This window comes from Hydrogenophaga sp. (assembly GCF_031426985.1).
Lineage (GTDB): Bacteria > Pseudomonadota > Gammaproteobacteria > Burkholderiales > Burkholderiaceae_C > Hydrogenophaga.
In genome coordinates, this window is record NZ_JASJOY010000025.1 from 1 (window position 1) to 24931 (window position 24931).

A 24931-nucleotide genomic window follows, 5' to 3' on the forward strand; every position below is an offset into this window, starting at 1 on the left:
CGCCGACATCTTCTTCAACAACTGCTTCAAGAACGGCCTGCTGCCCATCGTGCTGAGCGAAGCCCAGGTCGACCAGCTGTTCAACGAGGTGAACGCCTTCCCGGGCTACCAGCTGACCATCGACCTGGAACGCCAGCTGATCGTCAAGCCGCAAGGCGAAGAGATCCCCTTCGAAGTCAATGCCTTCCGCAAGTACTGCCTGATCAACGGGCTGGACGACATCGGCCTGACGCTGCGCCACAAGGACAAGATCGCCGCGTTTGAAAAAGAGCGACTGGCGACCAAGCCCTGGCTCGCGAGAACCATGTAGTACCCCCGCGCCGCCTGCGGCGTCACCCCCTCAAGGGGGCGGTTGCCAGTGGCCCGGCTAAGCCGGTTCCACGGCAACCTCGATGAAACCAACTCCCACTGAAGCTCTCTCATGAAAATCGCAGTTCTCCCCGGTGACGGCATCGGCACCGAAATCGTCGCCGAAGCGGTCAAGGTCCTCCACGCGCTGGACCTGAAGTTCGAGATGGAATCCGCCCTGGTCGGCGGCGCCGCCTACGAAGCCCATGGCCACCCGCTGCCCGAGTCCACGCTCAAACTTGCCAAGGAAGCGGACGCAATCCTGTTCGGCGCCGTGGGCGACTGGAAGTACGACAAGCTGGACCGCCCGCTGCGCCCCGAGCAGGCCATCCTGGGCCTGCGCAAGAACCTGGGCCTGTTCGCCAACTTCCGTCCGGCCATCTGCTACGAGCAGCTGGTCGGCGCCTCCAGCCTCAAGCCCGAGCTGATCGCCGGCCTGGATATCCTCATCATCCGCGAGCTGACGGGCGACATCTACTTCGGCCAGCCGCGCGGCCGCCGCATCGCCACCGATGGCCACTTCCCCGGCGCCGAAGAAGCCTTCGACACCATGCGCTACTCCAAGCCGGAGATCGAGCGCATCGCCCACGTCGCCTTCCAGGCCGCGCGCAAGCGCAACAAGAAGGTCACCAGCGTCGACAAAGCCAACGTGCTGGAAACCTTCCAGTTCTGGAAAGACGTGGTCACCGAGGTGCACGCCCAGTACCCCGACGTGGAGTTGCAGCACATGTACGTGGACAACGCGGCGATGCAGCTGGTGAAGGCGCCCAAGGCGTTCGACGTGGTCGTGACCGGCAACATGTTCGGCGACATCCTGTCCGATGAAGCATCCATGCTGACCGGCTCCATCGGCATGCTGCCTTCGGCCTCGCTGAACGCGAAGAACCAGGGCCTGTACGAACCCAGCCACGGCAGCGCGCCCGACATCGCGGGCAAAGGCATCGCCAACCCGCTGGCCACCATCCTGTCGGCGGCCATGATGCTGCGCTTCAGCCTGAACCAGGAAGCCGCGGCCCAGCGCATCGAAGCCGCCGTGCAGCAGGTGCTGGCGCAGGGTTTGCGCACGCCCGACATCTACAGCGAAGGCACGACCAAGGTCGGCACCGCGCAGATGGGCGACGCGGTGGTCAAAGCGCTGGGCTGATCCAGCCCCCTCCCCCACAAAAGGGCAGCCTCGGCTGCCCTTTTGTCGTCTGGCTGGCGCTGTCAGCTGGCGTCAAGCCATGCTCCGCTACAATCGCGGGCTATGTTTGCCAACAGCCCGTTCGCCCTGAACATCGCACCCGCCGCCATGGCTGGTGTGGCTGCGTGCGCAATCACCATCAAAACCACGACCATTAAGGGCTGATCCAGCCTGGTTCGTCGTGCGCCCTCCCCGGCCAGACGAGCCGGGTTAGAACAGTCTGGTCTGGCACTGTTTCTTTACATGAAAGGGCGTTTGAAATGAGCAAGTTGGTTGGTCTGGTCGGCTGGCGTGGCATGGTCGGCTCGGTGTTGATGGATCGCATGGTCGAGGAAAAAGACTTCGACCTCATCGAGCCGCTGTTCTTCTCCACCTCCAACGCCGGCGGCAAAGCCCCTGCGATGGCGAAGAACGAAACCACGCTGCAGGACGCGCACAACATCGACGCGCTCAAGCGCTGCGACATCATCCTGACCGCCCAGGGTGGCGACTACACCAACGAGGTCTACCCCAAGCTGCGCGCCGCCGGCTGGAACGGCCACTGGATCGACGCCGCCTCGTCCCTGCGCATGGAGCAGAACGCCGTCATCGTGCTCGACCCCGTCAACATGCCGGTGATCAAGAACGCCCTGTCCCAGGGCGGTAAGGACTGGATCGGCGGCAACTGCACCGTCAGCTGCATGCTGATGGGCGTGGGTGCGCTGTACAAGGCCGGCCTGGTCGAGTGGATGAGCACCCAGACCTACCAGGCCGCTTCGGGCGGCGGTGCCCAGCACATGCGCGAACTGCTGACGCAGTACGGCACGCTGAACGCCGAAGTGAAGGCCCTGCTGGACGACCCCAAGAGCGCCATCCTGGAGATCGACCGCAAGGTGATCGCCAAGCAGCGTGCCCTGACCGGCGCCGAGACCGCCAACTTCGGCGTGCCGCTGGGCGGCAGCCTGATCCCCTGGATCGACAAGGACCTGGGCAACGGCATGTCCAAGGAAGAGTGGAAGGGCATGGCCGAGACCAACAAGATCCTGGGCCTGGGCGAAGGCTTCGGCTCGGCCGCCATCCCGGTGGACGGTTTCTGCGTGCGCGTGGGCGCCATGCGCTGCCACAGCCAGGCCCTGACCTTCAAGCTCAAGAAGGACGTGCCCGTGGCCGACATCGAGGCCATGATCGCCGCCGACAACCCCTGGGCCAAGGTGGTGCCGAACACGCGCGAAGCCACCATCCAGGACCTGACGCCCGTGGCCGTGACCGGCACCATGACCATCCCGGTCGGCCGGATCCGCAAGCTGGCGATGGGCCCGGAATACGTCGGCGCCTTCACGATCGGTGACCAGTTGCTGTGGGGCGCAGCCGAACCGCTGCGCCGCATGCTGCGCATCCTGCTGGACGCCTGATCGCCACCCCTTAGCGCGACACACCAAGCCGGCCCAAGGGCCGGCTTTGTCGTTGTACCACCACAACGCGATCCGACCAACGGCAGGCTCAGAAACTCAAGCGGATTCTCAGCTTGTCACCGTAATGCGTTGATGTTATGGTCAATTCTCGGTTTTTTACGTCGAGGTTCACGTGCCCAACAACATCCGCCACGCCCCGTTTTCGCAGGTCTGCGCCAGCCCCAGCACATCCGGCTCGCGTGGCCTTGCACGGTTACACGCGGTGGCCGCTGCGGTGCTACTGTGCACCAGTCTGAGTGTCACGGGCGAGGCGCAGGCCCTGGCCTTGGGGCGCATCGTGGTCCAGTCGGCCCTGGGTGAGCCGCTGAGGGCGGAGATCGACGTACCGGAAATCACGGCAGAAGAAGCCGCCAGCCTGCGCGTGGGCGTGGCGCCTGTGGATGCGTTCCGCGCCGCGGGCATGGACATCAACCCCGCCCTGGGCGAACTGCAGGTGAGCCTGCAACGCCGGCCCGACGGTCGCCAGTTCCTGCGCTTGACCAGCCCGCGCCCGGTCAGCGAACCCTTCATGGACATGATTCTGGAGGCCAGCTGGGCGTCGGGTCGCATCGTGCGCGACTACACCCTGCTGTTTGACCCACCGAACCTGCGCCAGGCCGCTGCAACACCGCTCGCACCAGGCGTGAGCGCACCGGCCGCCCCATCGGCCCCCACTGCGGTACAGGCACCGACCCGGTCTGCGCCGCCGCCAGCACCCGCCACTGCATCGCCATCCGCGCCCAGGGCTGCCGCCCCGGCCCCCCGCCCGGTGCAGGCGCCCAGGCCAGCACCCGAGCGCACAACCGCACCGGCACCAGTGGCAGCGGAGGGCGGCCAGCAGCAGCGCGTGCGCGCGGGTGACACAGCCAGTCTCATCGCCACGCGCAACCTGCCGGCCAACGTGTCGCTGGACCAGATGCTGGTGGCCATGCTGCGCAGCAACCCCAATGCGTTCATCGGCGGCAACATCAACCGCATCAAGGCCGGCTCTGTGCTCGACATGCCGGGCCAGTCGCAGGCCGACGCTATTCCGGCCGCGGAGGCCCGCCAGGTCATCGCGGCCCAGAGCCGCGATTTCAACGATTTCCGACGCCGCCTCGCGAACAAGGTGCCCACCGCGGCCGTCGCAACGGCCGACCGCCAGACCACGGGTCGCGTGCAAGCCGAGGTGGAAGACAAAAAACCCGCGCCGCCCACGCAGGACAAGCTGACGCTGTCCAAAGGTGCCACACCGACCCAGACCGCCAAGGAAGACAAGATCGCCCAGGAGCGGCAGAGCAAGGAAGCCGCCAGCCGTGCGGCCGAACTCTCACGCAACATCGAAGAACTCGCCAAGCTGGGCACCAGCACGGCCGCGGCCACCACGCCGGCGGTTGCCGCGGCTGGCACCCCCACCGCACCGAGCCTGAGCGTGCCAGGGGCAGTCGCCACCACCACGGCGGCGATGAGCAGCCCCACGGTGGCGGTGGCCACGCCGACCGCGACCGTGGCCGCAGCGCCGACCGAAACGACCGCCGCCCCCGCCGCCCCCGCCGCGCAGACGCCAACCGCAGCCGCTCCGGCCCCCGCGGCCCTGCCGGAACCGGCGCCGGAAGCCGAAGAACCGGGTTTCATGGCCCAGCTGATGGAAAACCCCCTGGTGCTGCCGGCCGCTGGCGGTCTGCTGGCCCTGTTGGCCGGCCTGGGCATTTACCGCCTGCGCCAGCGCAAGAAGGGCCCGGGCGTGGACAGCTCCTTCCTCGAAAGCCGTCTGCAGCCCGACTCGTTCTTCGGCTCCAGCGGTGGCCAGCGCATCGACACCGCCGAGGCCGCCGCATCTGGCTCCTCCATGGTCTATTCGCCCAGCCAGCTTGATGCGGCCGGCGATGTGGACCCGGTGGCCGAGGCCGATGTCTACCTGGCCTACGGCCGTGACCTCCAGGCCGAAGAAATCCTCAAGGAAGCCATGCGCAGCACGCCGACGCGTGTGGCGATTCACAACAAGCTGCTGGAGATTTACGCCAAGCGCCGCGACGCCAAGGCGTTCGAGGTGGTGGCCACCGAGGCCTACGGCCTCACCCAAGGCGCGGGCACCGAGTGGGAACACGCCTGCGAGTTGGGCAAGGAACTGGACCCGAACAACCCGCTGTACCAACCCGGCGGCAGTCCGGCCCCCAAGCCTGGCGCCCCGGCGGGTGCGGTCACGGTGCCGTTCGGCAGCAGCACGCTGGCCCAGCACACCCGCCCCGGCGCCGTGCCGTCGCCGAACGAGATCGCCGACCTGAACCTGGCGCTGGACCTGGACCTGGACGAACCCTCCGGACACGCCGAACTGACGGCCTCGGCAGGGCCTGCCTCCGCAGACGCGGCCATGTCGGACATGGACGACCTGAACAGCACCGAAACCCTGACCCGCGCTGCGGCACCGGCCGCCACCGAGGAGCCGTCGGGCCCACCATCGATGTCGATGGACTTCGATCTGGATTTTCCTTCCGAGCCCATCGGGCTGGCGCCTGCGGCCCCGCCGGCCATGGGCGCGCCCGCGTCCGCAGGATCCGACACGCCGACCTTCGACGACAACGAGGTGCTGCCCGACTTTGCGCTGGACGCACCGCCGGCGCTGACACCGGTGAGCGATGACACGCTGAGCTTCGCCGCGCCCGCGAACGAGCCTGTGGCCCCACCGCCTTCCGACATGCTCGCCTTCGACCTGAGCGACATCAACCTGGACCTCGATGAAAAAGCGCCCGCACAGCCCGCGCTGGAAGCCGAGCCGTCTGGCCTGGGAGGCCTGACGGCCGAGAATCCGCTCGAAACCAAGCTCTCGCTGGCCGAAGAGTTCCGCGCCATCGGCGATCTGGAAGGCGCCCGTTCGCTGGCCGAAGAAGTGCTGGCCGAAGCCTCGGGCTCACTCAAGTCCAAGGCCAGTGCGTTCCTGAACGATCTGGCCTGATCGTCCGGACGAACGCGCTCTTGTCTCCCGAGACGCCCCCCGGCGACAGCGCCACCGACCCGACCACCACCGGCGCGCCCGCACCGACCCCGCGGCGCATCGCGCTCGGTGTGAGCTACCGTGGCAGTGCCTACGATGGCTGGCAAAGCCAGCCCAGCGGCAACACCGTGCAGGACCGGCTCGAACGGGCGCTGGCCAAGTTCACCACATTGGAATCGGTGCACACGCTGTGCGCCGGTCGCACCGACGCCGGTGTGCACGGGCTGATGCAGGTGGTGCATTTCGACTGCGCGCTGCAGCGCCCGGACACCGCCTGGGTGCGCGGGACCAACCGGTTTCTGCCACCCGACATCGCCGTGCAGTGGGCACGTGAGGTGCCGCCGGGCTTTCATGCCCGCGCCAGTGCCACAGCGCGTCGCTACGCCTACGTGCTGCTCGAATCGCCGGTGCGACCGAGCGTGGACAACGGACAGGTGGGCTGGGTGTTCCGCCCGCTGGACCAGTCCGCCATGCAGAGCGCAGCCAACACGCTGCTGGGCGAGCACGACTTCACCTCGTTCCGCGCCTCGTCGTGCCAGGCCCACAGCCCGGTCAAGGACATGCGGCGCATCAGCATCGCCCGACGCGGGGCCTACTGGCGCTTCGAGTTCGAGGCCTCGGCCTTCCTGCACCACATGATCCGCAACATCATGGGCTGCCTGATCGCCGTCGGCACGGGCAACCGGCCGCCGCAGTGGATGGCCGAGGTGCTGGCGGCAAAGAGCCGTGACGCCGCCGCACCCACCTTTGCCCCTGACGGCCTGTATTTCCTGGGTCCGGTCTACGATCCGTCCTGGAACCTCCCGGAACGCACGCCCGCATTCGACTGGTTGCCGTGATGCCCCCCCCCCGCGCCGCCTGCAGCGTCACCCCCCTGGGGTGACACGGGCGGGCCGTCCTGCACTTGACGAAGGGCGTTTACGCGGAGTCCTTGACCCAGCCACTTTCGCCGATGCAACCTCTTCGAACCCGAATCAAGATCTGTGGCCTGACCCGCGAGGCCGATGTGGACGCCGCCGTGCAGGCCGGTGCCGACGCGATCGGCTTCGTGCTCTACCCCCAAAGCCCGCGTTTCGTGAACCCCGAGCGGGCCGGCGAACTCGCCCGCCGGCTGCCGCCCTTCGTGACGCCGGTGCTGCTGTTCGTCAACGCCAGCCCCGAGTTCATCGCCCAGGGCGTGGCCGCGGTGCCCAACGCGCTGCTGCAATTCCATGGCGACGAAACGCCCGCCGACTGCGCAGCCGCCGGCCGGCCGTTCGTCCGCGCCGCCCGCATTCCCCCTGGCCCGGCCGGCGCGGGCTTCGATCTCCTAAAATACGCGTCTGATTTCGCTGCGGCCCAGGCCATCCTGCTCGACGCCCATGTCGAGGGTTATGGCGGCGGCGGTCAATCCTTCGACTGGAACGCTTTCCCTTGGTCACATCCGCTACTAAACGCCAGCTCTCGCCTCGTTTTGTCTGGTGGACTCACGCCTGCAAACGTGACCGATGGCATTCGCCTCGTACGGCCCTGGGCCGTTGACGTGAGCTCCGGCGTCGAGGTGTCCAAGGGCATCAAGGACGCCGACAAGATGCTCGCCTTCGTCGCCGCCGTGCGCGCGGCCGATACCCCGCCATCCCGTCCGAGCTGAACCCGCTGCAGGGTCGCTCGGCCCCCAGAACCCAGTTCGAACCAAGAACCCCATGGACACCTACCAGCAACCCGACGCCCGCGGCCATTTCGGCATCTACGGTGGCAGCTTCGTGAGCGAGACGCTCACCCACGCCATCAACGAGCTGAAAGCCGCCTACGCGAAGTACCAGAACGACCCCGACTTCCTGGCCGAATTCCGCAAGGAACTGGCCCACTTCGTCGGCCGCCCCAGCCCGGTCTACCACGCCGATCGTATGAGCCGCGAGGTCGGCGGCGCGCAAATCTTCCTCAAGCGCGAAGACCTCAACCACACCGGCGCCCACAAGATCAACAACGTGATCGGCCAGGCCATGCTCGCCAAGCGCATGGGCAAGCCGCGCGTGATCGCCGAAACCGGCGCCGGCCAACACGGCGTGGCCACCGCCACCATCTGCGCCCGCTACGGTCTGGAATGTGTGGTTTACATGGGCAGCGAGGACGTGAAACGCCAGAGCCCCAACGTCTACCGCATGAAGCTGCTGGGCGCGACCGTCGTGCCCGTGGAGTCGGGCAGCAAGACGCTCAAGGACGCGCTCAACGAAGCCATGCGCGACTGGGTCGCCAACGTGGACAACACCTTCTACATCATCGGCACCGTGGCCGGTCCGCACCCCTACCCGATGATGGTGCGCGACTTCCAGAGCGTGATCGGCAACGAGTGCCTGGTGCAGATGCCGCAGATGCTCAAAGAAGCCGGCTGCGAGGGCGAGCAACCCGACGCGGTGGTCGCCTGCGTGGGCGGTGGCAGCAACGCCATGGGCATCTTCCACCCCTACATCAACCACGCCGGCACGCGACTGATCGGCGTCGAAGCCGCCGGCGAAGGCCTGGACAGCGGCAAGCACTCGGCCTCGCTGCAGAAGGGCAGCCCCGGCGTGCTGCACGGCAACCGCACCTATGTGCTGCAGGACGACAACGGCCAGGTCACCGAGACGCACAGCGTCAGCGCCGGCCTGGACTACCCGGGCGTCGGCCCCGAGCACGCCTTCCTCAAGGACATCGGCCGCGCCGAGTACGTCGGCATCACCGACAAGGAAGCGCTGGAAGCCTTCCACTACCTCTGCCGCACCGAGGGCATCATCCCCGCCCTCGAATCCAGCCACGCCGTGGCCTATGGCATGAAGCTGGCCAAGACCATGAAACCCACGCAGTCGGTGCTGGTCAACCTCTCGGGCCGTGGCGACAAGGACATCGGCACCGTGGCCGACCTGTCCAACGCCGACTTCTACTGCCGCCCCAGCTGCCGCGGCCAGTCCGTCAAGGGCGGCACCGAATCCGTTGTGAAGGTTGCCAAATGAGCCGCATCGAAAAGACCCTGAGCGCTTTGAAGGCGCAGAACCGCAAGGCGCTGATCCCCTTCGTCACCGCCGGCTTCCCCTACGCCGACATCACCCCCAAGCTGATGCACGGCATGGTCGAGGGCGGCGCCGACATCATCGAACTGGGTGTTCCGTTCTCCGACCCCTCGGCCGACGGCCCGGTGATCCAGAAAGCCGGCGACCGCGCGCTGGCGCTGGGCATCGGCCTGGCGCAGGTGATCGCCATGGTGCGCGAGTTCCGCAAGGACAACGACACCACGCCGGTGGTGCTGATGGGCTACGCCAACCCGATCGAGCGTTACGACCAGAATCACGGCGCTGGCGCCTTCGTGCGCGACGCCTCGGCCGCCGGTGTGGACGGGGTGCTGGTGGTGGACTACCCGCCCGAGGAGTGCGAGGACTTCGCCGCCGCGCTGCGCGCCGCGAACATGGACCTGATCTTCCTGCTGGCGCCCACCTCCACCGACGAGCGCATGGCGCAGGTGGCTCGCGTGGCCAGTGGCTACGTCTATTACGTCTCGCTCAAGGGCGTGACCGGCGCCGGCACCCTGGACGTGGGCCAGGTCGAGGCCATGCTGCCGCGCATCCGCGCGCACGTGAGCATCCCCGTCGGCGTGGGCTTCGGCATCCGCGACGCCGAGACCGCCAAGGCCATCGGCAAGACCGCCGACGCGGTGGTGATCGGCAGCAAGATCATCCAGCTGATCGAGAACGAACCGTTCGAGAAGGTGGTGCCGGTGGCGGCCCATTTCCTGCGCACCATCCGAAAAGCGCTGGACGCATGAACGTGGCCCCCACGCTCCGCCGCTGCGCGGGTCGCTGCCCCCCGTGGGGGCTGATCCGGCTTGGGGCGGCCCGGCGCCGGATCGCCGTGGTTTAATTCCGCCGTCGTTAAGGAGAGAACCATGTCCTGGCTTGAAAAACTGCTGCCGCCCAAGATCACGCACACCGACCCGGCCGAGCGCCGCAGCGTGCCCGAAGGCCTGTGGATCAAGTGCCCCAGTTGCGAGGCCGTGCTCTACAAGAACGATCTGGAGAAGAACCAGAACGTCTGCCCGCACTGCAGCCACCACCACCGCATCGGCGCCCGGGCGCGCCTGAACGCCTTCCTCGACGCCGAGGGCCGCTATGAACTGGCGCAGGAAGTGCTGCCGGTGGATGCACTGAAGTTCAAGGACAGCCGCAAGTACCCCGAGCGCCTGAAAGAAGCCCTGGAAACCACGGGCGAGACCGACGCGCTGGTCGTCATGGGCGGCGCGGTGCAGGGGGTCAGCCTGGTGGTCGCGTGTTTTGAATTCGACTTCATGGGCGGCTCCATGGGCTCGGTGGTCGGCGAGCGTTTTGTGCGCGGCGTCGAAGAAGCCATCGCCCAGAAGGTGCCCTTCCTCTGCTTCACCGCCACCGGCGGCGCGCGCATGCAGGAAGGCCTGCTCTCGCTGATGCAGATGGCCAAGACCAACGCCGCATTGACCCGCCTGGCCAAGAAGAACCTGCCCTACATCAGCGTGCTGACCGACCCGACCATGGGCGGCGTGAGCGCCGGCTTCGCCTTCGTCGGCGATGTGGTGATCGCCGAGCCCAAGGCGCTGATCGGTTTTGCCGGCCCGCGCGTGATCGAGAACACGGTGCGGGTGAAGCTGCCCGAAGGCTTCCAGCGCGCCGAGTTCCTGCAGACCAAGGGCGCGGTGGACTTCATCTGCGACCGCCGCGAACTGCGCAGCACCGTGGCCAACACCCTGGCCATGCTGCAGCGCCAGAGCGCAGACGCCGTGGTGGCCGACTGAAGGTGCCCGCTTGAGTGAAGCGGCCACGCCGCTGACCCTGCAGCAACTGCCCCTGTTCCCGCTGCAGACCGCCCTCTTCCCGGGGGGCTGGATGCCGTTGCGCATCTTCGAGGTGCGCTACCTGGACATGATCAAGCGCTGCCATGCGGCGGGCGCGCCGTTTGGCGTGGTCTGCCTGAGCGAGGGCAGCGAGGTGCGTCGGGTGGACCCGGCCACGCCGGACGGCTTCGCCCACGAGGCGTTCTTTGACGTGGGCACGGTGGCGCGCATCGAACAGGTCGACACGCCGCAGCCCGGCCTGATGCTCATCCATTGCCGGGGCCAGCAGCGTTTCCACATCAACGCCCGCCACCGACTGCCCCACGGGCTGTGGGTGGCCGACGTGAGCCTGGACCCGGCCGAACCGCAGGTGCCGGTGCCCGAACACCTGGCCTCCACCCGCGATGCGCTGCAGCGCGTGCTGACCAACCTGCAGGAACGTGAGCCCGAGGGCATGAACGAGCTGCCGCTGCAGCCGCCCTACCAATGGGACGACAGCGGCTGGGTCGCCAACCGCTGGGCCGAGCTGCTGCCGCTGCCGCCCGAACTCAAGCACCGTCTGATGACGCTGGACAGCCCGCTGCTGCGGCTGGAACTGGTGTCCGACCTGCTCGACCGCATGGGCGTGGAGAGATAAATGCCCCCAAGCTCCGCCGCTGCGCGGGTCGCTGCCCCCCTAAGGGGCTGGGCCAGCCTTGGGGCGGCCCGGCGGCTGGCCCAGCCCCCACTCTCCGCCGCTGCGCGGGTCAGGGAAGCAGCGAAAGCGCGTGCATGTAGCGCGCGCTGACCATGAGCTGGTCCCAGTCCATGGCCTTGCCCTGGGGCAGCAGCGCTAGGCGGCGCTCTTCGCTGGCCGGGTTGGGCGTCCAGTCGCCCTGCACCATGGCCTTGGACAGCGCTTCGATCGCTTCATCGATTGGCGCACCGCCGTCCACCACGCTCTGGTTGCACAGCAGCACCATGTCGCCACCAGCGGTCAGCGCGGCCAGCGCGGCTTCGGTGAAGCTCACGTTGCGCCCCTCGATGTGGCGCGCCGCTTCCATGCTCAGGTCGTCGCTGAAGATCGCACCGGTGAAGCCCAGGCGGTGGCGCAACACGTCCTGCAGCCAGCGCGCCGAGAAGCCGGCCGGCTTGCGGTCCACCTTGGGATAGATCACGTGCGCGGGCATCACCGCGTCCAGGCTGGCCGAGAGCCAGCCGTAGGGGGCGGCGTCTTCGGCCAGGATGGCCTTGAGGCTGCGCGGGTCCACCGGAATGGCCAGGTGCGAGTCCGCCTTGACGAAACCGTGGCCCGGGAAGTGTTTGCCGCAGTTGCCCATGCCGCTGCTGCGCAGCCCCTGCATCAGCGACTGCGCCAGCAGGCTCACCACGCGGGGGTCGCGGCCGAAGGAACGGTCGCCGATCACCGAACTTTCACCAAAGTCCAGATCGAGCACCGGCGTGAAGCTCAGGTCCACCCCGCAGGCGCGCAGCTCGGCGCCCAGCACGTAGCCGGCCGCGACCGCGGCATTGCTGGCGCGCAGCGCCGGTCCGCCCTCGCCTTCACCCTTGCGTGGAGCCGACAGCCACAGCTGGCCAAAGGCCGCCATGGGCGGCAGGTGGGTGAAGCCGCCGGTGCGAAAGCGCTGCACACGCCCGCCTTCGTGGTCCACCGCGATCAGCAGGTCGGGCCGCACCGTCTTGATCTGCCGGCACAGGCGCGTGAGCTGCTCCCGGTCCTGCCAGTTGCGGCCAAACAGAATGACGCCCCCGACCAGCGGGTGGGCCAGGCGGGTGCGGTCGGCGGCGGTCAGGCTCAGGCCGGCCACATCGATGATCAGGGGTGCGTGCATGGGGTGACTCCTCGTGCCCGGTGGGCACCGGATGGGAATGTTCAGAGCCGACCGCCGAAGCGGCCGAGGATGGAGCGGTCGGCCGGGACGGCCGAGGCCGGTGCAACCGTTGGTGGCGAGGCCGCGGGGACAGCTTGTGCCGGGACTGCGGCGGGTGCCTCGGGCACCTCCGACGCGGCCGGTAACGGCGCCGGTGTAGCCGCGGTGGCGGTCGGCACCGCGCCCTTCGTCGTGATGTCGGACGCGTGGGCCGGCGTGGCGCCCGCGTGCTCGACCACCACGTAGCTGGCGGCGTAGTCGGTCTCGTCGGTCACGCTCACATGGGCCTTGAGCCCCTGGGCTTCAAACCACTGCTTCAGGTCGCCGTGCAGCACGATCAGCGGCTGCCCGCTGGGCGCGTTGGCGATCTCGCAACGGCGCCAGGTCATGGGCAGGCGCATGCCCAGGCCCACAGCTTTGGAGAAGGCTTCCTTGGCGGAAAAGCGCGTGGCCAGGTAGCGGATGCCCCGTTCCGGCGAGCGCGCCGTGCGCTGCTGCCAGACCTGCACCTCGGCATCGCTCAGCACCTTGCGCACGAAGCGTTCGCCCTGGCGCTGGAAGGTGGCCTGGATGCGGCGCACGTCGCAGATGTCGGTGCCGATGCCGAAGATCATGGAAGTCGTTGGTTGGCGTGCTGCGTGCGCCGCGGTCAGCCCGCGAAGGCCTCGTCGATGCAGCGGTTGTAGTCGGCCACCGTGGCGGCATAACCCAGCTCCAGCGCATCGGCCATCAGCGCGTGGCCGATCGACACCTCCTGCACGCCGGGCACGGTGCGCAGGAAGGCGGTCAGGTTGTCGCGGTTCAGGTCGTGTCCGGCGTTCAGGCCCAGGCCCGCGTCGAGCGCGGCCTGGCCGGCGGCGCGAAAACGCGCCAGCTGTTCGTCACGCTGTGGCGTGTGCCAGGCGGCGGCGTAGGGTTCGGTGTAGAGCTCCACCCGGTCGGCCCCCGCGGCCTTGGCGCCCGCCATCTGGTCGGGCTCGGCGTCCATGAACAGGCTCACGCGCACGCCCAGCGCACGCGCTTCGGCCATCAACGGGCGCAGGCGCTCGGCGTCCTGCGGAAAGCTCCAGCCGTGGTCGCTGGTGAACTGGCCTTCGCTGTCGGGCACGAAGGTCAGCTGGTGCAGCGGCAGTCCGCGCGCCTTCACCGCGCGCGCGATGGCCATCAGGTTGTGGAAGGGGTTGCCTTCGATGTTGTATTCGCGGTCGGGCCAGGCCTGCATCAGCTCGGCCAGGTCGAACACGTCGTGGTGGCGGATGTGGCGCTCATCGGGGCGCGGGTGCACCGTGATGCCGCGCGCCCCGGCCTGCAGGCACAGTGTGGCCGCGCGCGTGACCGACGGAATGCCCAGGTGGCGCGTGTTGCGCACCAGCGCGACCTTGTTGAGGTTGACGGAGAGCGCGGTGCGGTGGGGGGTGACCAGGGTCATGGGCGGCTCAAGACTGGGGAGGGTCGGAGGGGGTGCGCGGGCGGGCGATGGCCTGCATGTCCAGCATCAGCTGGCGCGTCTGGAACACCCGCACGCCGCTATGGTAGTGCAGCAGCTGGCGCAGTTGCGGCTGCAGCGCCTGCTGAGCGCCGGCGCAGGCGCGCAGCGTGGCGATCAGCGGGTCGTGGCTGTCCAGCGCCTGCTGCAGGCCCTGCCATTGCTCGCCACTGAGGCTGTGCACATCGTCCGCCTGCGCCGGGCGCAGGCCGCTTTCGGGCACCAGCACATACGAGCGAGCGGCGTCCAGCGGTGCCAGCGTGCTGCTTTCGTGCGCCAGGTCAGGCAGCAGGCCGGTGTCGCGCAGCAGCAGCAGCTCGAACGCGCGCAGGATGAGTTGTTGCGCATCGCCCCGTTCGGCCAGCAGCTGCACCGCCAGCGTGAAGTGGTCGAACAGGCCGGCGTGCGGGTCGTCGCGCGCCAGCAGGCGCATGAGCAATTCGTTGAGGTAGCCGCCGGAGATCAGCGCCTCGCCGGTGGGCATGACATGCCCGCCCTGCCACTGCGCGGCCTTGAGGGTGCGCACCTCGGCGTCGCCCCCCCAGCTCAGCAGCAGCGGCTGCAGCGGCAGCAGCACCGGGCGGAACTGCGAGGTCGGTTTCTTGACCCCCTTGGCCACCAGCGCGATGCGGCCGTGGTGGCGGGTGAAGACTTCGAGGATGAGACTGGACTCGCTCCAGTCGTAGCGGTGCAGGACGAACGCGGGTTCTTCGTGTGCCCGTTTGCTCATCGCGGAATCAGCCCTGCCGCCGTGCCGCCCCCAGACGGGGCAGCGCCCTCGGGGGGCAGCGACCCGCACAGCGGCGGAGCGTGAGGGCTGGGTGCATCACTCGTAGCCGAAAGAGCGGACGCGCGCATCGTCGTCGGCCCAGCCGGAGCGGACCTTCACCCACAGCTCCAGGAACACCTTGCAGTTCCAGATTTTCTCCAGCTCCTGGCGGGCTTCGGTGCCGATGCGCTTGAGCTTCTCGCCGCCCTCGCCGATCACCATGCCCTTGTGCCCTTCGCGCTCGACCACGATGGTGGCGGCGATGCGCTTGAGCTGGCCTTCTTCCTCGAACTTGTCGATCACCACGGTGGAGGTGTAGGGCAGCTCGTCGCCGGTCAGGCGGAACAGCTTCTCGCGCACCATCTCGGCGGCCATGAAGCGCTCGCTGCGGTCGGTCAGCTCCTCGGGATCGTGCATCCAGGGCTGTTGCGGCAGGTACTTGGCGCAGATGGCAAACAGGCGCTGGATGTCCTTGCTCGCCTTGGCCGACATGGGCACGAACTCGGCGAAGTTGCGCCGCTCCTGCATCGAACGCAGCCAGGGCGCGAGGTCGCCGCGGCGGTGCACCAGGTCGAACTTGTTGGCCAGCAGGATCACCGGCACGTTCTCGGGCAGCAGGTCCAGCACCTTGGCATCGGCCAGGTTGAAGTGCCCAGCCTCGACCACGAACAGGATCAGGTCGACGTCGGACACCGCGCCCAGCACGGTCTTGTTCAGCGAACGATTGAGCGCGTTGCCGTGGCGCGTCTGGAAGCCCGGCGTGTCCACGAACACGAACTGGTTGGGACCCTCGGTGCGGTAGCCGGTGATGCGGTGGCGCGTGGTCTGCGCCTTGCGCGAGGTGATGCTGATCTTCTGCCCGACCAGCGCGTTGAGCAGCGTGGACTTGCCCACGTTGGGTTTGCCGACGATGGCGACAAAACCGCAGTGCTGCTCGGCCGGGTCCACCGGCTCGGGCGCGGCGGTCTGCGGCTCGTCATCGGACACGGCCACGGCGGGCGTCTTGCCCAGCGCCTGGGCCAGCATGGCGTCCAGCGCGGCGTTGGCGTCGGTCGCCTGGGTTGCGGTTTTCGGAGGTCGGGCCATGAGGGCTGCAGTCAAGAAAAAAATGGTGGGGCCGCTCAGGCGGCAGAACGACCGGTGTCGGTGCTGTGAATGCGTTGCAGCATGGCCGCCGCTGCGGCCTGCTCGCCCGCACGGCGGGAGGCGCCGATGCCACGCTCACTCTGACCGGTTTCCTGCACGGTGCACTCGACGTCGAAGGTCTGTTTGTGCGCCTCGCCCAGAGTGGCCACCACGCGGTAGACGGGCAATTTCATTTTGCGCGCCTGCAGCCACTCCTGCAATTCGGTCTTGGGGTCCTTGCCCATGGCGCTCATCTGGGCGCTCAGCTCGACACCGGCGTACAGGCGGCGCACCAGCGCGTTCGCGGACTCGAAACCGGCATCCAGATAGACCGCGCCGATCAGCGCCTCGACCGCATCAGCCAGGATGGAGGGCCGCTTGTGCCCCCCCGAGCGTTTCTCGCCATCACCCAGGCGCAGGCAATTGGACAGGCCCAGGCCGGTGGCGATCTGGAACAGCGTGTCCTGCTTGACGAGGTTGGCGCGCACGCGTGAGAGGTCGCCCTCGGGCAACTGGCTCAGGCGCTCGAACAGCAGGCCCGAGACGGCCAGGTTGAGCACCGAATCGCCCAGGAACTCCAGGCGTTCGTAGTGGTCGCTGCTGAAACTGCGGTGCGTGAGCGCGCGTTCGAGCAGCTTGGGATTGGCAAAGGGGTGGAAAAGGCGTTTTTGCAGCGCCAGCAGTTCGGGACTCACGACGCCTGGCACCCGCTGTGCGGGCCGGCGCTCACTGAGAACGCCCCTGGTATTTCATCACCAGGTAGGCCGGGCCAGAGAGGTGGATCTCGCGGGTGTATGCGAAGGACACGACCACGCGATCGCCTTCCTTGCCGACTTCCAGGTCCTTTCCGGCAATGGAGCGGATGTCATCGATCTGCGACGCCTTGTCGAAGATCGAGCGCACTTCGGGCACGGTGGTGCCCGCGGAGGCCTTCTGTGCGGCCTTCTGCACGGCCAGGAATTCGATGTAGGTGGGCACGACCTGAGCGACCACCACGCCGGCGAACGCCAGCACGATCCCCACGACCAACAGACCCAGGAAAGTCAGGCCCCGCTGCTGCTTGTGTTGCATGTGTTCAATCTCCAGAGGTTCAAGCCGTCACTCGAATGAGCCGATGCGCCCGAGATCGCCGAAATTCATCCAGACGAAGAAGGCGCGGCCCACGATGTTCGCCTCGGGCACGAAGCCCCAGTAGCGCGAGTCGAGCGAGTTGTCCCGATTGTCGCCCATCATGAAATAGTGACCCTGTGGCACTTTGCACACCACGCCTTCGACGGTGTAGTTGCAATGGTCGCGGTACTTGAAATCGGCCACACCGGGCACGAAAGCCGGCCGCTCGTCGTCGTTGAGCGTGTTGTAGGTGCGGCCACCGAGCTGCTCCTGGAAGGCCTTGGCATAACGCATGCTGTCGCCATCGAAGAACTCGGGCTGCGCCTGTTTGGGCACCGGTTTGCCGTTCACCGTCAGCCGCTTGTTCAGGTATGCCACCTCGTCGCCGGGCACCCCGATCACGCGCTTGATGTAGTCCAGGCTGGGCTGCGGCGGGTAGCGGAACACCATCACGTCGCCGCGCTGGGGTTCGTGGTTGGCGATGATCTTGGTGTTGATCACCGGCAGCCGCACGCCGTAGTGGAATTTGTTGACCAGGATGAGGTCGCCCACGCGCAAGGTCGGGATCATGGAGCCCGACGGGATCTTGAACGGCTCGAACAGGAACGAGCGCAACACGAACACCGCCAGGATCACCGGGAACAGACCGGCGGTCCAGTCCAGCCACCAGGGCTGCATCAACAGTTTCTGACGCGCCGGCTCAACGTCGCCTTCGACCTGGCTGAAGCCCTGCTTGAGCAGCGCCGCCTTGCGCGTGTTGTGCTCGTCCAGCATGCGCTGGGCCGCTGCACGGCGCTGGGGCAGGAACACCAGCTTCTCGACCACCCAGTAAATCCCGGTCACCACGGTCGCCAGCAGCAGCAACAGGGCGAAATTGCCTTCGACCACCCCGGTGTACCAGGCCCCCGCATAACCGACGAAAGCCGCCAGGACCACCGCGGTGATCGCGCTCATCGTGTGCTGCATCACTCCTCCACCTGCAGGATGGCCAGGAATGCTTCCTGCGGCACTTCAACCGAGCCGATCTGTTTCATGCGTTTCTTGCCTGCTTTTTGTTTTTCGAGGAGCTTGCGCTTGCGGGTGATGTCGCCGCCGTAGCATTTTGCCAGCACGTTTTTGCGCAAGGCCTTGATGGTCTCGCGCGCAATCACGTTGCCGCCGATGGCCGCCTGGATCGCCACGTCGAACTGCTGGCGGCTGATGATCTCGCGCATCTTGGCGGCCACGGCGCGACCACGGTACTGCGACTGGCTGCGGTGCACGATGATGGACAGCGCATCGACCTTCTCGCCGTTGAGCAGGATGTCGACCTTCACCACATCGGACGCGCGGTACTCCTTGAACTCGTAGTCCATGGAGGCATAGCCGCGGCTGACCGACTTGAGCTTGTCGAAGAAGTCCAGCACGATTTCGCCCAGCGGCATGTCGTAGGTCAGCATGACCTGCTTGCCGTGGTAGGCCATGTTCAGCTGCATGCCGCGCTTCTGGTTGGCCAGCGTCATCACCGCGCCCACGTATTCCTGCGGCATGTACAGGTGCACCGTCACGATGGGTTCGCGGATCTCTTCGATGCGACCCTGGTCGGGCATCTTGGACGGGTTCTCGACCATGATGACCTCGCCATCGGGCTTGACCACCTGGTAGACCACGCTGGGCGCGGTGGTGATCAGGTCCTGATCGAACTCGCGCTCCAGGCGCTCCTGCACGATCTCCATGTGCAGCAGGCCCAGGAAGCCACAGCGGAAGCCAAAACCCAGGGCCTGTGACACCTCGGGTTCGTAGTGCAGCGCGGCGTCGTTGAGCTTGAGCTTTTCCAGCGCATCGCGCAGCGCGTCGTACTCGCTGGCCTCCGTCGGGTAGAGACCCGCGAACACCTGCGGCTGCACTTCTTTGAAGCCGGGCAGCGCCTGCTCGGCGGGGCCGAGGTTGTTGGGCAGCTTCTTTTCCAGCGTGATGGTGTCGCCCACCTTGGCCGCCTGCAGTTCCTTGATGCCGGCGATGATGAAACCCACCTCGCCCGCTTCGAGCGACTCGCGCGGCTCGTTGGCTGGCGTGAACACCCCCAGGTTGTCGGCGTTGTAGACCGTGTTGGTCGCCATCATCTTGAAGCGCTCGCCCTTGCGCAGACGGCCATCGACCACCCGCACCAGCATCACCACGCCCACGTAGCTGTCGAACCAGCTGTCCACGATCATCGCGCGCAACGGTGCGTCGGGGTTGCCCTTGGGGTGCGGGATGCGCGCGACCACCGCTTCCAGAATGTCCTCCACGCCCATGCCGGTCTTGGCCGAGCAGGGAATGGCGTCGGTGGCGTCGATGCCGATCACGTCTTCGATCTCGGCCTTGGCGTTGTCCGGATCGGCATTGGGCAGATCCATCTTGTTGAGCACCGGCACCACCTCCACACCCAGGTCGAGCGCGGTGTAGCAGTTGGCCACGGTCTGCGCCTCGACGCCCTGGCTGGCGTCCACCACCAGCAGCGCGCCTTCGCAGGCCGACAGCGAGCGACTCACTTCATAAGAGAAGTCCACGTGGCCGGGCGTGTCGATCAGGTTGAGGTTGTAGACCTTGCCGTCACGTGCCTTGTACTGCAGCGCGGCGGTCTGCGCCTTGATCGTGATGCCCCGCTCCTTCTCGATGTCCATCGAGTCGAGCACCTGCTCGCTCATCTCGCGGTCGGACAGGCCGCCGCAGCGGGAAATGATGCGATCGGCCAGCGTGGATTTGCCGTGGTCGATGTGGGCGATGATGGAAAAATTGCGGATGTGATGCATCAGAAAACCGGCTTGAATGGGGCGCTTGGCACCGGGGTGCAGGCCTGCGCGCGAAGGCCATAAAAAAGGGCGCGTCAGCTGTTGACGCGCCCTAACCAACAATCAATGGCAACTGCGATAGTTGGGGTTTCATTGTAGGCAAAAAGCCCAGAATGCACACCCTCGGATCGCCCGCCGAGGCTTGTTGCAGCGCAGCAACACGAAAATTATCTACAGCATATCCACAGGTCAGTGCACAGCGCCTGTGGGTCTGCTGTGGATGTCATCTGGACAAGCTGTGAACTTCCCGCATCGTGAACCGCGACGCCGGATGAACGGCACAAAACCGATCGGATATGCCTCGATTTTATCGAATTCGATCGCGACGGGATTTTTGATTGTGAGCATTCACTGACTTTTTGAGCTTTGAACACCGCCAACCCGCCGCCGGCCGGTGTGGCAAATCGGCCACCGACCGCCCCATCCCCAGGAATCCCGGGTTGGGCGGGGGGTTATTTCACACCCCCCGGCCTGGCCGAGCCGCCGGATCCGGTCGTTCTCAGCGCACCGGACGGATGACGGCGTACTGCGCCCACTCGCCCCGGCGGAACAGCACGTTCACCGGCCGCGTCTTGTCCAGCCGCGCCAGTGCGGCGTCCACTTCCTTGACGCTGCCCACCTCGGTGTTGGCCACGGCCACGATGACATCGCCCTCGCGCAGACCCGCGCGCGCAGCGGCGCCATCGGCCGCGACCACGCGCACGCCGCTCTTGAGTTCCAGCTCCTTCTTTTGCGCCGCCGTCAGCTCGGCCAAAGAAAGCCCCAGGGACTGGGCCGCAGCAGAAGCCTGCGGCTTGGTCGGCTCGGGCGCAGCGGCCCGTTGTGGCGGGTGGTCGGCTTCGAGTTCGGCCACGGTCACCGTCAGGTCGCGCTGCCCCCCCCGGCGGAACACCGTGAGCGTGCTCTTGCTGCCGGGCTTGGTGTTGCCCACCAGGCGCGGCAGGTCGACCGATTTGTCGATCACCTGCCCATCGAATTTGAGAATGATGTCGCCCGGCTCCACGCCCGCCTTGGCCGCCGGCGAGTTGGGTTCCACGCCGCGCACGAGCGCGCCACGGGCCTGTCCCAGGCCGATCGACTCGGCCACCTCTTTGCTGACCTGATCGATCTGCACGCCGATGCGCCCGCGCGTGACGCGGCCGCTGGATTTGAGCTGGTCCGACACGCGCACCGCTTCGTCGATAGGAATGGCGAAGGAGATGCCCTGGAAGCCACCCGAGCGCGAGTAGATCTGGCTGTTGATGCCCACCACCTCGCCACGCATGTTGATCAGCGGGCCACCCGAGTTGCCGGGGTTGATCGCCACATCGGTCTGGATGAACGGCAGGAAATCGCCCGTGTCGCGCTTCTTGGCGCTCACGATGCCGGCCGTCACGGTGTTTTCCAGGCCGAAGGGCGAGCCGATGGCCATCACCCACTCCCCCACGCGCAGGCGGTTGACGTCGCCGATGCGCACGGCCGGCAGCCCACTGGCTTCGATCTTGACCACCGCCACATCGGTGCGCTTGTCGGCCCCCACGAGCTTGGCCTTGAACTCGCGCTTGTCGGGCAGGGTCACGATCAGCTCGTCTGCGCCATCGACCACGTGCGCATTGGTCATGATCAGGCCATCGGCGCTGAGGATGAAGCCGGAACCCACGCCTCTGGGCTGCGCCTCTTCCTGGCCATTGCGCTCCTGGCGCCCACGCGGCGTCGCACCCGGCGGCAAAGGAATGCCAAAGCGCTTGAAGAACTCCAGCATCTGCTCGTCGGCCGAACTGTCGGACGCGCTGGCCTTCTCCAGCGTGCGGATGTTGACCACCGACGGCCCGACCTGATCGACGAGGTCGGTGAAGTCGGGCAAGCCGCGCACGCTGGCCGCAGTCCCGGCACTTTGTGCCGCAGCGGGCAGGGCCGGCGCGAGCGCCAGGCAAGCCACCGCCAGGGCCGAGGTCCAGACGCTGCGCGCCCAAGGCGCACAAGAAGGTTCACGAAGCATGTTGCAAGCTCCTCAAGGAAAACAATCAGAAAAGATCGGGGCCGGGTCGCAGCGCTTCAAGCCCACGCCGCACCCCCAAAGCATGCGATTCAGTGCGTGCGCTCCAGCGCCAGGGCAAAACGCCGCAGCGTGGCCGATGGCACCTCACCCATGACCGTGAGCCAATGTCCGCCCACCCGACGGGTGACCGAATGCGTGGCCCCCATCACCGCCAGCTTCTCGTGCGTGTGGCGGGCCGCGTCATAGGGCTCGACGAACAACGAGACCGAGGCCAGGCCGTCGGAGAACACCCACTGCATGGGCGCTCCGCCCACCGTGACGCCCTCGGCGTCCCGCGTGTGGCAGCTCATCGACAGAAAACCCGGCACCGACTCCTTCAGGCGCCAGCCCTCGGCCTCGGGGGTGGTCTTGCGCAGCACCGGTTTGTGCAGCTCGTAACCCTTGGTGTCGTTCATCAGCTGCTTGAGTTTGTCCATGCGCACCGGCGCATCCAGCTGCAGCTCCGTGAAGGCCACCTGCTCCAGCACCGCACCGTGCTCGCCCAGGGTCTGCATCTTGACCACCAGGCCGGTCTTCTTCTCCGACCAGATGCGATAACCAAAGCGCAGCGTGTCCTTGGGGGTGATCTCAACCACATCGGCCAGGTGCCCCGCCACGCGCTCGGCGGCACTTTCACGCACGCCATAGAACTCCGGGATCTGGTTGCCCGGGGTGCGCAGCAGTTCGGGGAACAGCCCCAGTGACTCCCGCTTCTCCACCCACGCCGTCTTGGACTCGGGCGCGAAGGTGATCACCTCGTTGTTGCGGCGCACGGTCGTGCGCGGCGCGCCGGTCAGGGTCTCGACGCGTTCCATCTGCTGCGTGCCATCACACACGTGCCAGATGCGCGAGGAGGACATGGCCGAGCCCGCCGACACCACCAGCGTGCCCATGTAGGCGCGCTGGCGCGACGCCTCGTGCATGCGCGTGAGCCATTCGGTGACACTGCGCCCAGCGCTGGACGGCGCCTGCGCCAGCGCCGGCGCCCCCATCACCACCGACAGCACCATCAGCAGCGCCACGGGCCAGCGGTTGCGGCACAACGGCGCACGTCCGGCGGAAGACAACACAGACCGGGTGGACGGCAGCAGGACAAGGCTCATGGCGGCTTCAGCGCTGGGGCTCGGATGTGTGGGTGGCGTCGCGCAGGAAGCCCGCCGGCATCTGCAAGGCCGACATGCCGCCGTACTGGCGGTGTTCGGCCAGCAGTTGCTCCAGGCGGGCATCGCGCAACACCGGGCCTTGCGCCGTGTCCACCACCACCGCGGTGAGCGGCTCGGCCTGCTGCACCGCATTGACCAGCGACACCCCGGCCGGGGATTGCAACAACGCCATCTGCGGCCCGACCGCCGCGCCACCAGAAGACGCTGGCGCACCGCCGATCACGCTCCAGCTGACGGCCATGACAGCGGCCAGCGAGGCCACCCCCGCCACCAGCTTCCAGCGGAACACCGCGTCGTTGGCGGCCGGTGCACGCACCGGCAACACCATCGGTGCGGAGGGCGCCGCCGACGACACCAGGTCGTTCTGCAACCGGGCACGCACGCCCGCCACAAAAGCGTGCGGCGGCAGCGCCGCTGGCTGCGGAGCCCCACCGCGCAACACCTCGCCGATCACCTGGTATCGCAGGCAGGTGGTGCGCACCTCGTCGTCTTCGGCGAGCGATTGCAGCAACGCGTCCAACGCCGTCACATCCAGCTCCCCGTCGACCAGGGCCGACAGATCGCTGACAGGCTCATCCACGCTGCGTCGACCGTGAGTGGGCTGCTGAGTGGCCTCCGTCAAGAGGGCGTTGTCGTGTGCGGCGTTCATTGTCATGTTCCCAAAATCTCAGGTGTCTTTGGCGTTGGCGACCCGCTGCGGCTCACCAGCGTTTGCCCGACTGGTGTTCCAGCATGGGCTTGATGCGGTTGGAAATCGCCTCGCGCGCCCGGAAGATGCGTGAACGCACCGTACCGATCGGGCAATCGAGTGCCTGGGCGATTTCTTCGTAGCTCATGCCGTCCATTTCACGCAGGGTGATGGCCATGCGCAGTTCTTCAGGGAGCGCCTCCAGCGCGGCGTTCACAGTCTGGGCAATTTCCTTGCTGGCGAGCACCGCTTCGGGGGTCTCTTCGTCGGCCACCTGTGCGTTTAGTTCGCGTTCGGACGAGGAAGTTTCATCGTCGTCACCCGATTGCAGCTGAGACTGGAAGACCAGGGGGTCGCGTTTGAGTTCCAGCAACTGCTTCTTGGCCGTGTTGACCGCGATGCGGTAGAGCCAGGTGTAGAACTGGGCGTCGCCCCGGTACTGGGCCAGCGCCCGGTACGCGCGCACGAAGGTTTCCTGCGCGATGTCGGGCACCAGATCCACATCGCGCACCATGCGGCCGATCAGCCGCTCGACGCGGCGCTGGTACTTGATGACCAGCAGATCGAAGGCCCGTTGCTCGCCCGCCAGCGTGCGTTGCACCAGCATGGCGTCGCTGTCGGGGTTGGGCGGAGCGGTGTGGTCTTCGGAGGTGGTCATGCAGCGGGGGGTGGGGCCGGGAAAATATACCCCATCGCCATGCCCTGCCCAGCGGTGGGCAGCGATCGCCGCTACCCACGGCCCGCATGGGTCGTCAGCGCGCGTCGCAGATCGTCCCAACGCCCCGGATCGCGCCGGGCCTCCAGCCACACCCAGCGCGCGCGCATGGCTCGCGGATGCAGGCGCAGCAACAGCACTTTCTGTGCGTCCAGCACCCACTCCACGCGCTCCAGATCGGGCGCAACATCGCCAATGCCGTGCCAGCGCCAGCCGCCGGCACGCGCGCCGGGCATGGCGGCGGCGGGGGCTGCCCGGGCATCCCACTGCAATTGCCCACCAGGAGAGCGCCACCACACGAGCAGCGCCAGCGCCGACCAGGACAACCACACCAGCCCGCCACCCCAGAGCCACACCGCACGGGCAGCCGGCCATCCGGCCGCCAGCCAGGCCAGCGCGAGCAAGCCCAGCCCACTGAGCCCCGCCAAC

Annotated in this window: 22 protein-coding genes and 2 pseudogenes; 10 read left to right on the forward strand and 14 right to left on the reverse strand. The window is 67.2% G+C overall.

Annotated elements, in window-relative coordinates:
* The 10 genes and pseudogenes from RMP09_RS03440 to RMP09_RS03485 all read left to right on the forward strand — a co-directional run.
* Positions 1 to 310, forward strand: a pseudogene (locus RMP09_RS03440) (3-isopropylmalate dehydratase small subunit); the annotation flags it as partial.
* 111 nt (positions 311 to 421) lie between these two features.
* On the forward strand, positions 422 to 1492 hold the full coding sequence (gene leuB / locus RMP09_RS03445) for a 3-isopropylmalate dehydrogenase (protein ID WP_310564609.1): 1071 nt from the start codon (positions 422 to 424) through the stop codon (positions 1490 to 1492).
* Between the two features lie 299 nt (positions 1493 to 1791).
* Entirely contained in the window at positions 1792 to 2922 is a 1131-nt protein-coding gene (gene asd / locus RMP09_RS03450; protein ID WP_310564610.1) for an aspartate-semialdehyde dehydrogenase, read from the forward strand.
* Positions 2923 to 3094: 172 nt separating this feature from the next.
* Positions 3095 to 5893: a FimV/HubP family polar landmark protein gene (locus tag RMP09_RS03455; protein WP_310564611.1), complete on the forward strand. Its 2799-nt coding sequence runs from the start codon at positions 3095 to 3097 to the stop codon at positions 5891 to 5893.
* A gap of 98 nt (positions 5894 to 5991) precedes the next feature.
* Positions 5992 to 6771, forward strand: a complete 780-nt coding sequence (gene truA / locus RMP09_RS03460) for a tRNA pseudouridine(38-40) synthase TruA (protein WP_310564683.1) — start codon at positions 5992 to 5994, stop codon at positions 6769 to 6771.
* Between the two features lie 113 nt (positions 6772 to 6884).
* A complete protein-coding gene (locus RMP09_RS03465) occupies positions 6885 to 7562 on the forward strand; it encodes a phosphoribosylanthranilate isomerase (RefSeq protein WP_310564684.1) in 678 nt (225 codons plus the stop codon).
* A 52-nt stretch (positions 7563 to 7614) separates the two neighbouring features.
* The gene (gene trpB, locus RMP09_RS03470; protein WP_310564612.1) at positions 7615 to 8901 is read left to right on the forward strand and encodes a tryptophan synthase subunit beta; all 1287 of its coding nucleotides are present in this window, start codon (positions 7615 to 7617) and stop codon (positions 8899 to 8901) included.
* Positions 8898 to 9707 (forward strand): tryptophan synthase subunit alpha, encoded by an 810-nt coding sequence (trpA, locus tag RMP09_RS03475; RefSeq protein WP_310564613.1) that lies wholly within the window; start codon positions 8898 to 8900, stop codon positions 9705 to 9707. The genes trpB and trpA overlap by 4 nt, the downstream gene beginning before the upstream one ends.
* A 120-nt stretch (positions 9708 to 9827) precedes the next feature.
* Positions 9828 to 10706: an acetyl-CoA carboxylase, carboxyltransferase subunit beta gene (accD, locus tag RMP09_RS03480; RefSeq protein WP_310564614.1), complete on the forward strand. Its 879-nt coding sequence runs from the start codon at positions 9828 to 9830 to the stop codon at positions 10704 to 10706.
* A 10-nt stretch (positions 10707 to 10716) separates the two neighbouring features.
* Complete coding sequence (locus tag RMP09_RS03485) at positions 10717 to 11382, forward strand: LON peptidase substrate-binding domain-containing protein (protein WP_310564615.1); 666 nt, start codon at positions 10717 to 10719, stop codon at positions 11380 to 11382.
* A gap of 109 nt (positions 11383 to 11491) precedes the next feature.
* On the opposite strand, the gene nagZ is transcribed toward RMP09_RS03485, so the two are convergent.
* The 14 genes and pseudogenes from nagZ to RMP09_RS03555 form a co-directional block, all read right to left on the reverse strand.
* The gene (gene nagZ / locus RMP09_RS03490; protein ID WP_310564616.1) at positions 11492 to 12577 is read right to left on the reverse strand and encodes a beta-N-acetylhexosaminidase; all 1086 of its coding nucleotides are present in this window, start codon (positions 12575 to 12577) and stop codon (positions 11492 to 11494) included.
* 269 nt (positions 12578 to 12846) lie between these two features.
* Positions 12847 to 13230 (reverse strand): annotated as a pseudogene (gene acpS, locus RMP09_RS03495) (holo-ACP synthase); the annotation flags it as partial.
* A 35-nt stretch (positions 13231 to 13265) separates the two neighbouring features.
* A complete protein-coding gene (locus RMP09_RS03500) occupies positions 13266 to 14045 on the reverse strand; it encodes a pyridoxine 5'-phosphate synthase (RefSeq protein ID WP_310564617.1) in 780 nt (259 codons plus the stop codon).
* A 7-nt stretch (positions 14046 to 14052) separates the two neighbouring features.
* Positions 14053 to 14832 (reverse strand): DNA repair protein RecO, encoded by a 780-nt coding sequence (recO, locus tag RMP09_RS03505; RefSeq protein ID WP_310564618.1) that lies wholly within the window; start codon positions 14830 to 14832, stop codon positions 14053 to 14055.
* 96 nt (positions 14833 to 14928) lie between these two features.
* Positions 14929 to 15957 carry a GTPase Era gene (gene era / locus RMP09_RS03510; RefSeq protein ID WP_310564619.1) on the reverse strand — a complete coding sequence of 343 codons (1029 nt, stop codon included), beginning with the start codon at positions 15955 to 15957 and terminating at the stop codon, positions 14929 to 14931.
* Between the two features lie 35 nt (positions 15958 to 15992).
* A complete protein-coding gene (rnc, locus tag RMP09_RS03515) occupies positions 15993 to 16691 on the reverse strand; it encodes a ribonuclease III (protein WP_310564620.1) in 699 nt (232 codons plus the stop codon).
* Positions 16692 to 16722: 31 nt separating this feature from the next.
* On the reverse strand, positions 16723 to 17067 hold the full coding sequence (locus tag RMP09_RS03520) for a DUF4845 domain-containing protein (RefSeq protein WP_310564621.1): 345 nt from the start codon (positions 17065 to 17067) through the stop codon (positions 16723 to 16725).
* Between the two features lie 27 nt (positions 17068 to 17094).
* Positions 17095 to 18072 (reverse strand): signal peptidase I, encoded by a 978-nt coding sequence (gene lepB, locus RMP09_RS03525; RefSeq protein WP_310564622.1) that lies wholly within the window; start codon positions 18070 to 18072, stop codon positions 17095 to 17097.
* Positions 18072 to 19880: a translation elongation factor 4 gene (gene lepA / locus RMP09_RS03530; RefSeq protein ID WP_310564623.1), complete on the reverse strand. Its 1809-nt coding sequence runs from the start codon at positions 19878 to 19880 to the stop codon at positions 18072 to 18074. The genes lepB and lepA overlap by 1 nt, the downstream gene beginning before the upstream one ends.
* 538 nt (positions 19881 to 20418) lie before the next feature.
* Entirely contained in the window at positions 20419 to 21897 is a 1479-nt protein-coding gene (locus RMP09_RS03535; protein ID WP_310564624.1) for a Do family serine endopeptidase, read from the reverse strand.
* A gap of 89 nt (positions 21898 to 21986) precedes the next feature.
* Positions 21987 to 23039, reverse strand: coding sequence for a MucB/RseB C-terminal domain-containing protein (locus RMP09_RS03540; RefSeq protein ID WP_310564625.1), 1053 nt, complete (start codon positions 23037 to 23039; stop codon positions 21987 to 21989).
* Positions 23040 to 23046: 7 nt separating this feature from the next.
* On the reverse strand, positions 23047 to 23679 hold the full coding sequence (locus RMP09_RS03545; protein WP_310564626.1) for a sigma-E factor negative regulatory protein: 633 nt from the start codon (positions 23677 to 23679) through the stop codon (positions 23047 to 23049).
* A gap of 121 nt (positions 23680 to 23800) precedes the next feature.
* Complete coding sequence (rpoE, locus tag RMP09_RS03550; protein ID WP_310564627.1) at positions 23801 to 24445, reverse strand: RNA polymerase sigma factor RpoE; 645 nt, start codon at positions 24443 to 24445, stop codon at positions 23801 to 23803.
* 71 nt (positions 24446 to 24516) lie between these two features.
* Positions 24517 to 24906, reverse strand: coding sequence for a hypothetical protein (locus RMP09_RS03555; protein ID WP_310564628.1), 390 nt, complete (start codon positions 24904 to 24906; stop codon positions 24517 to 24519).
* Positions 24907 to 24931: the final 25 nt, after the last annotated feature.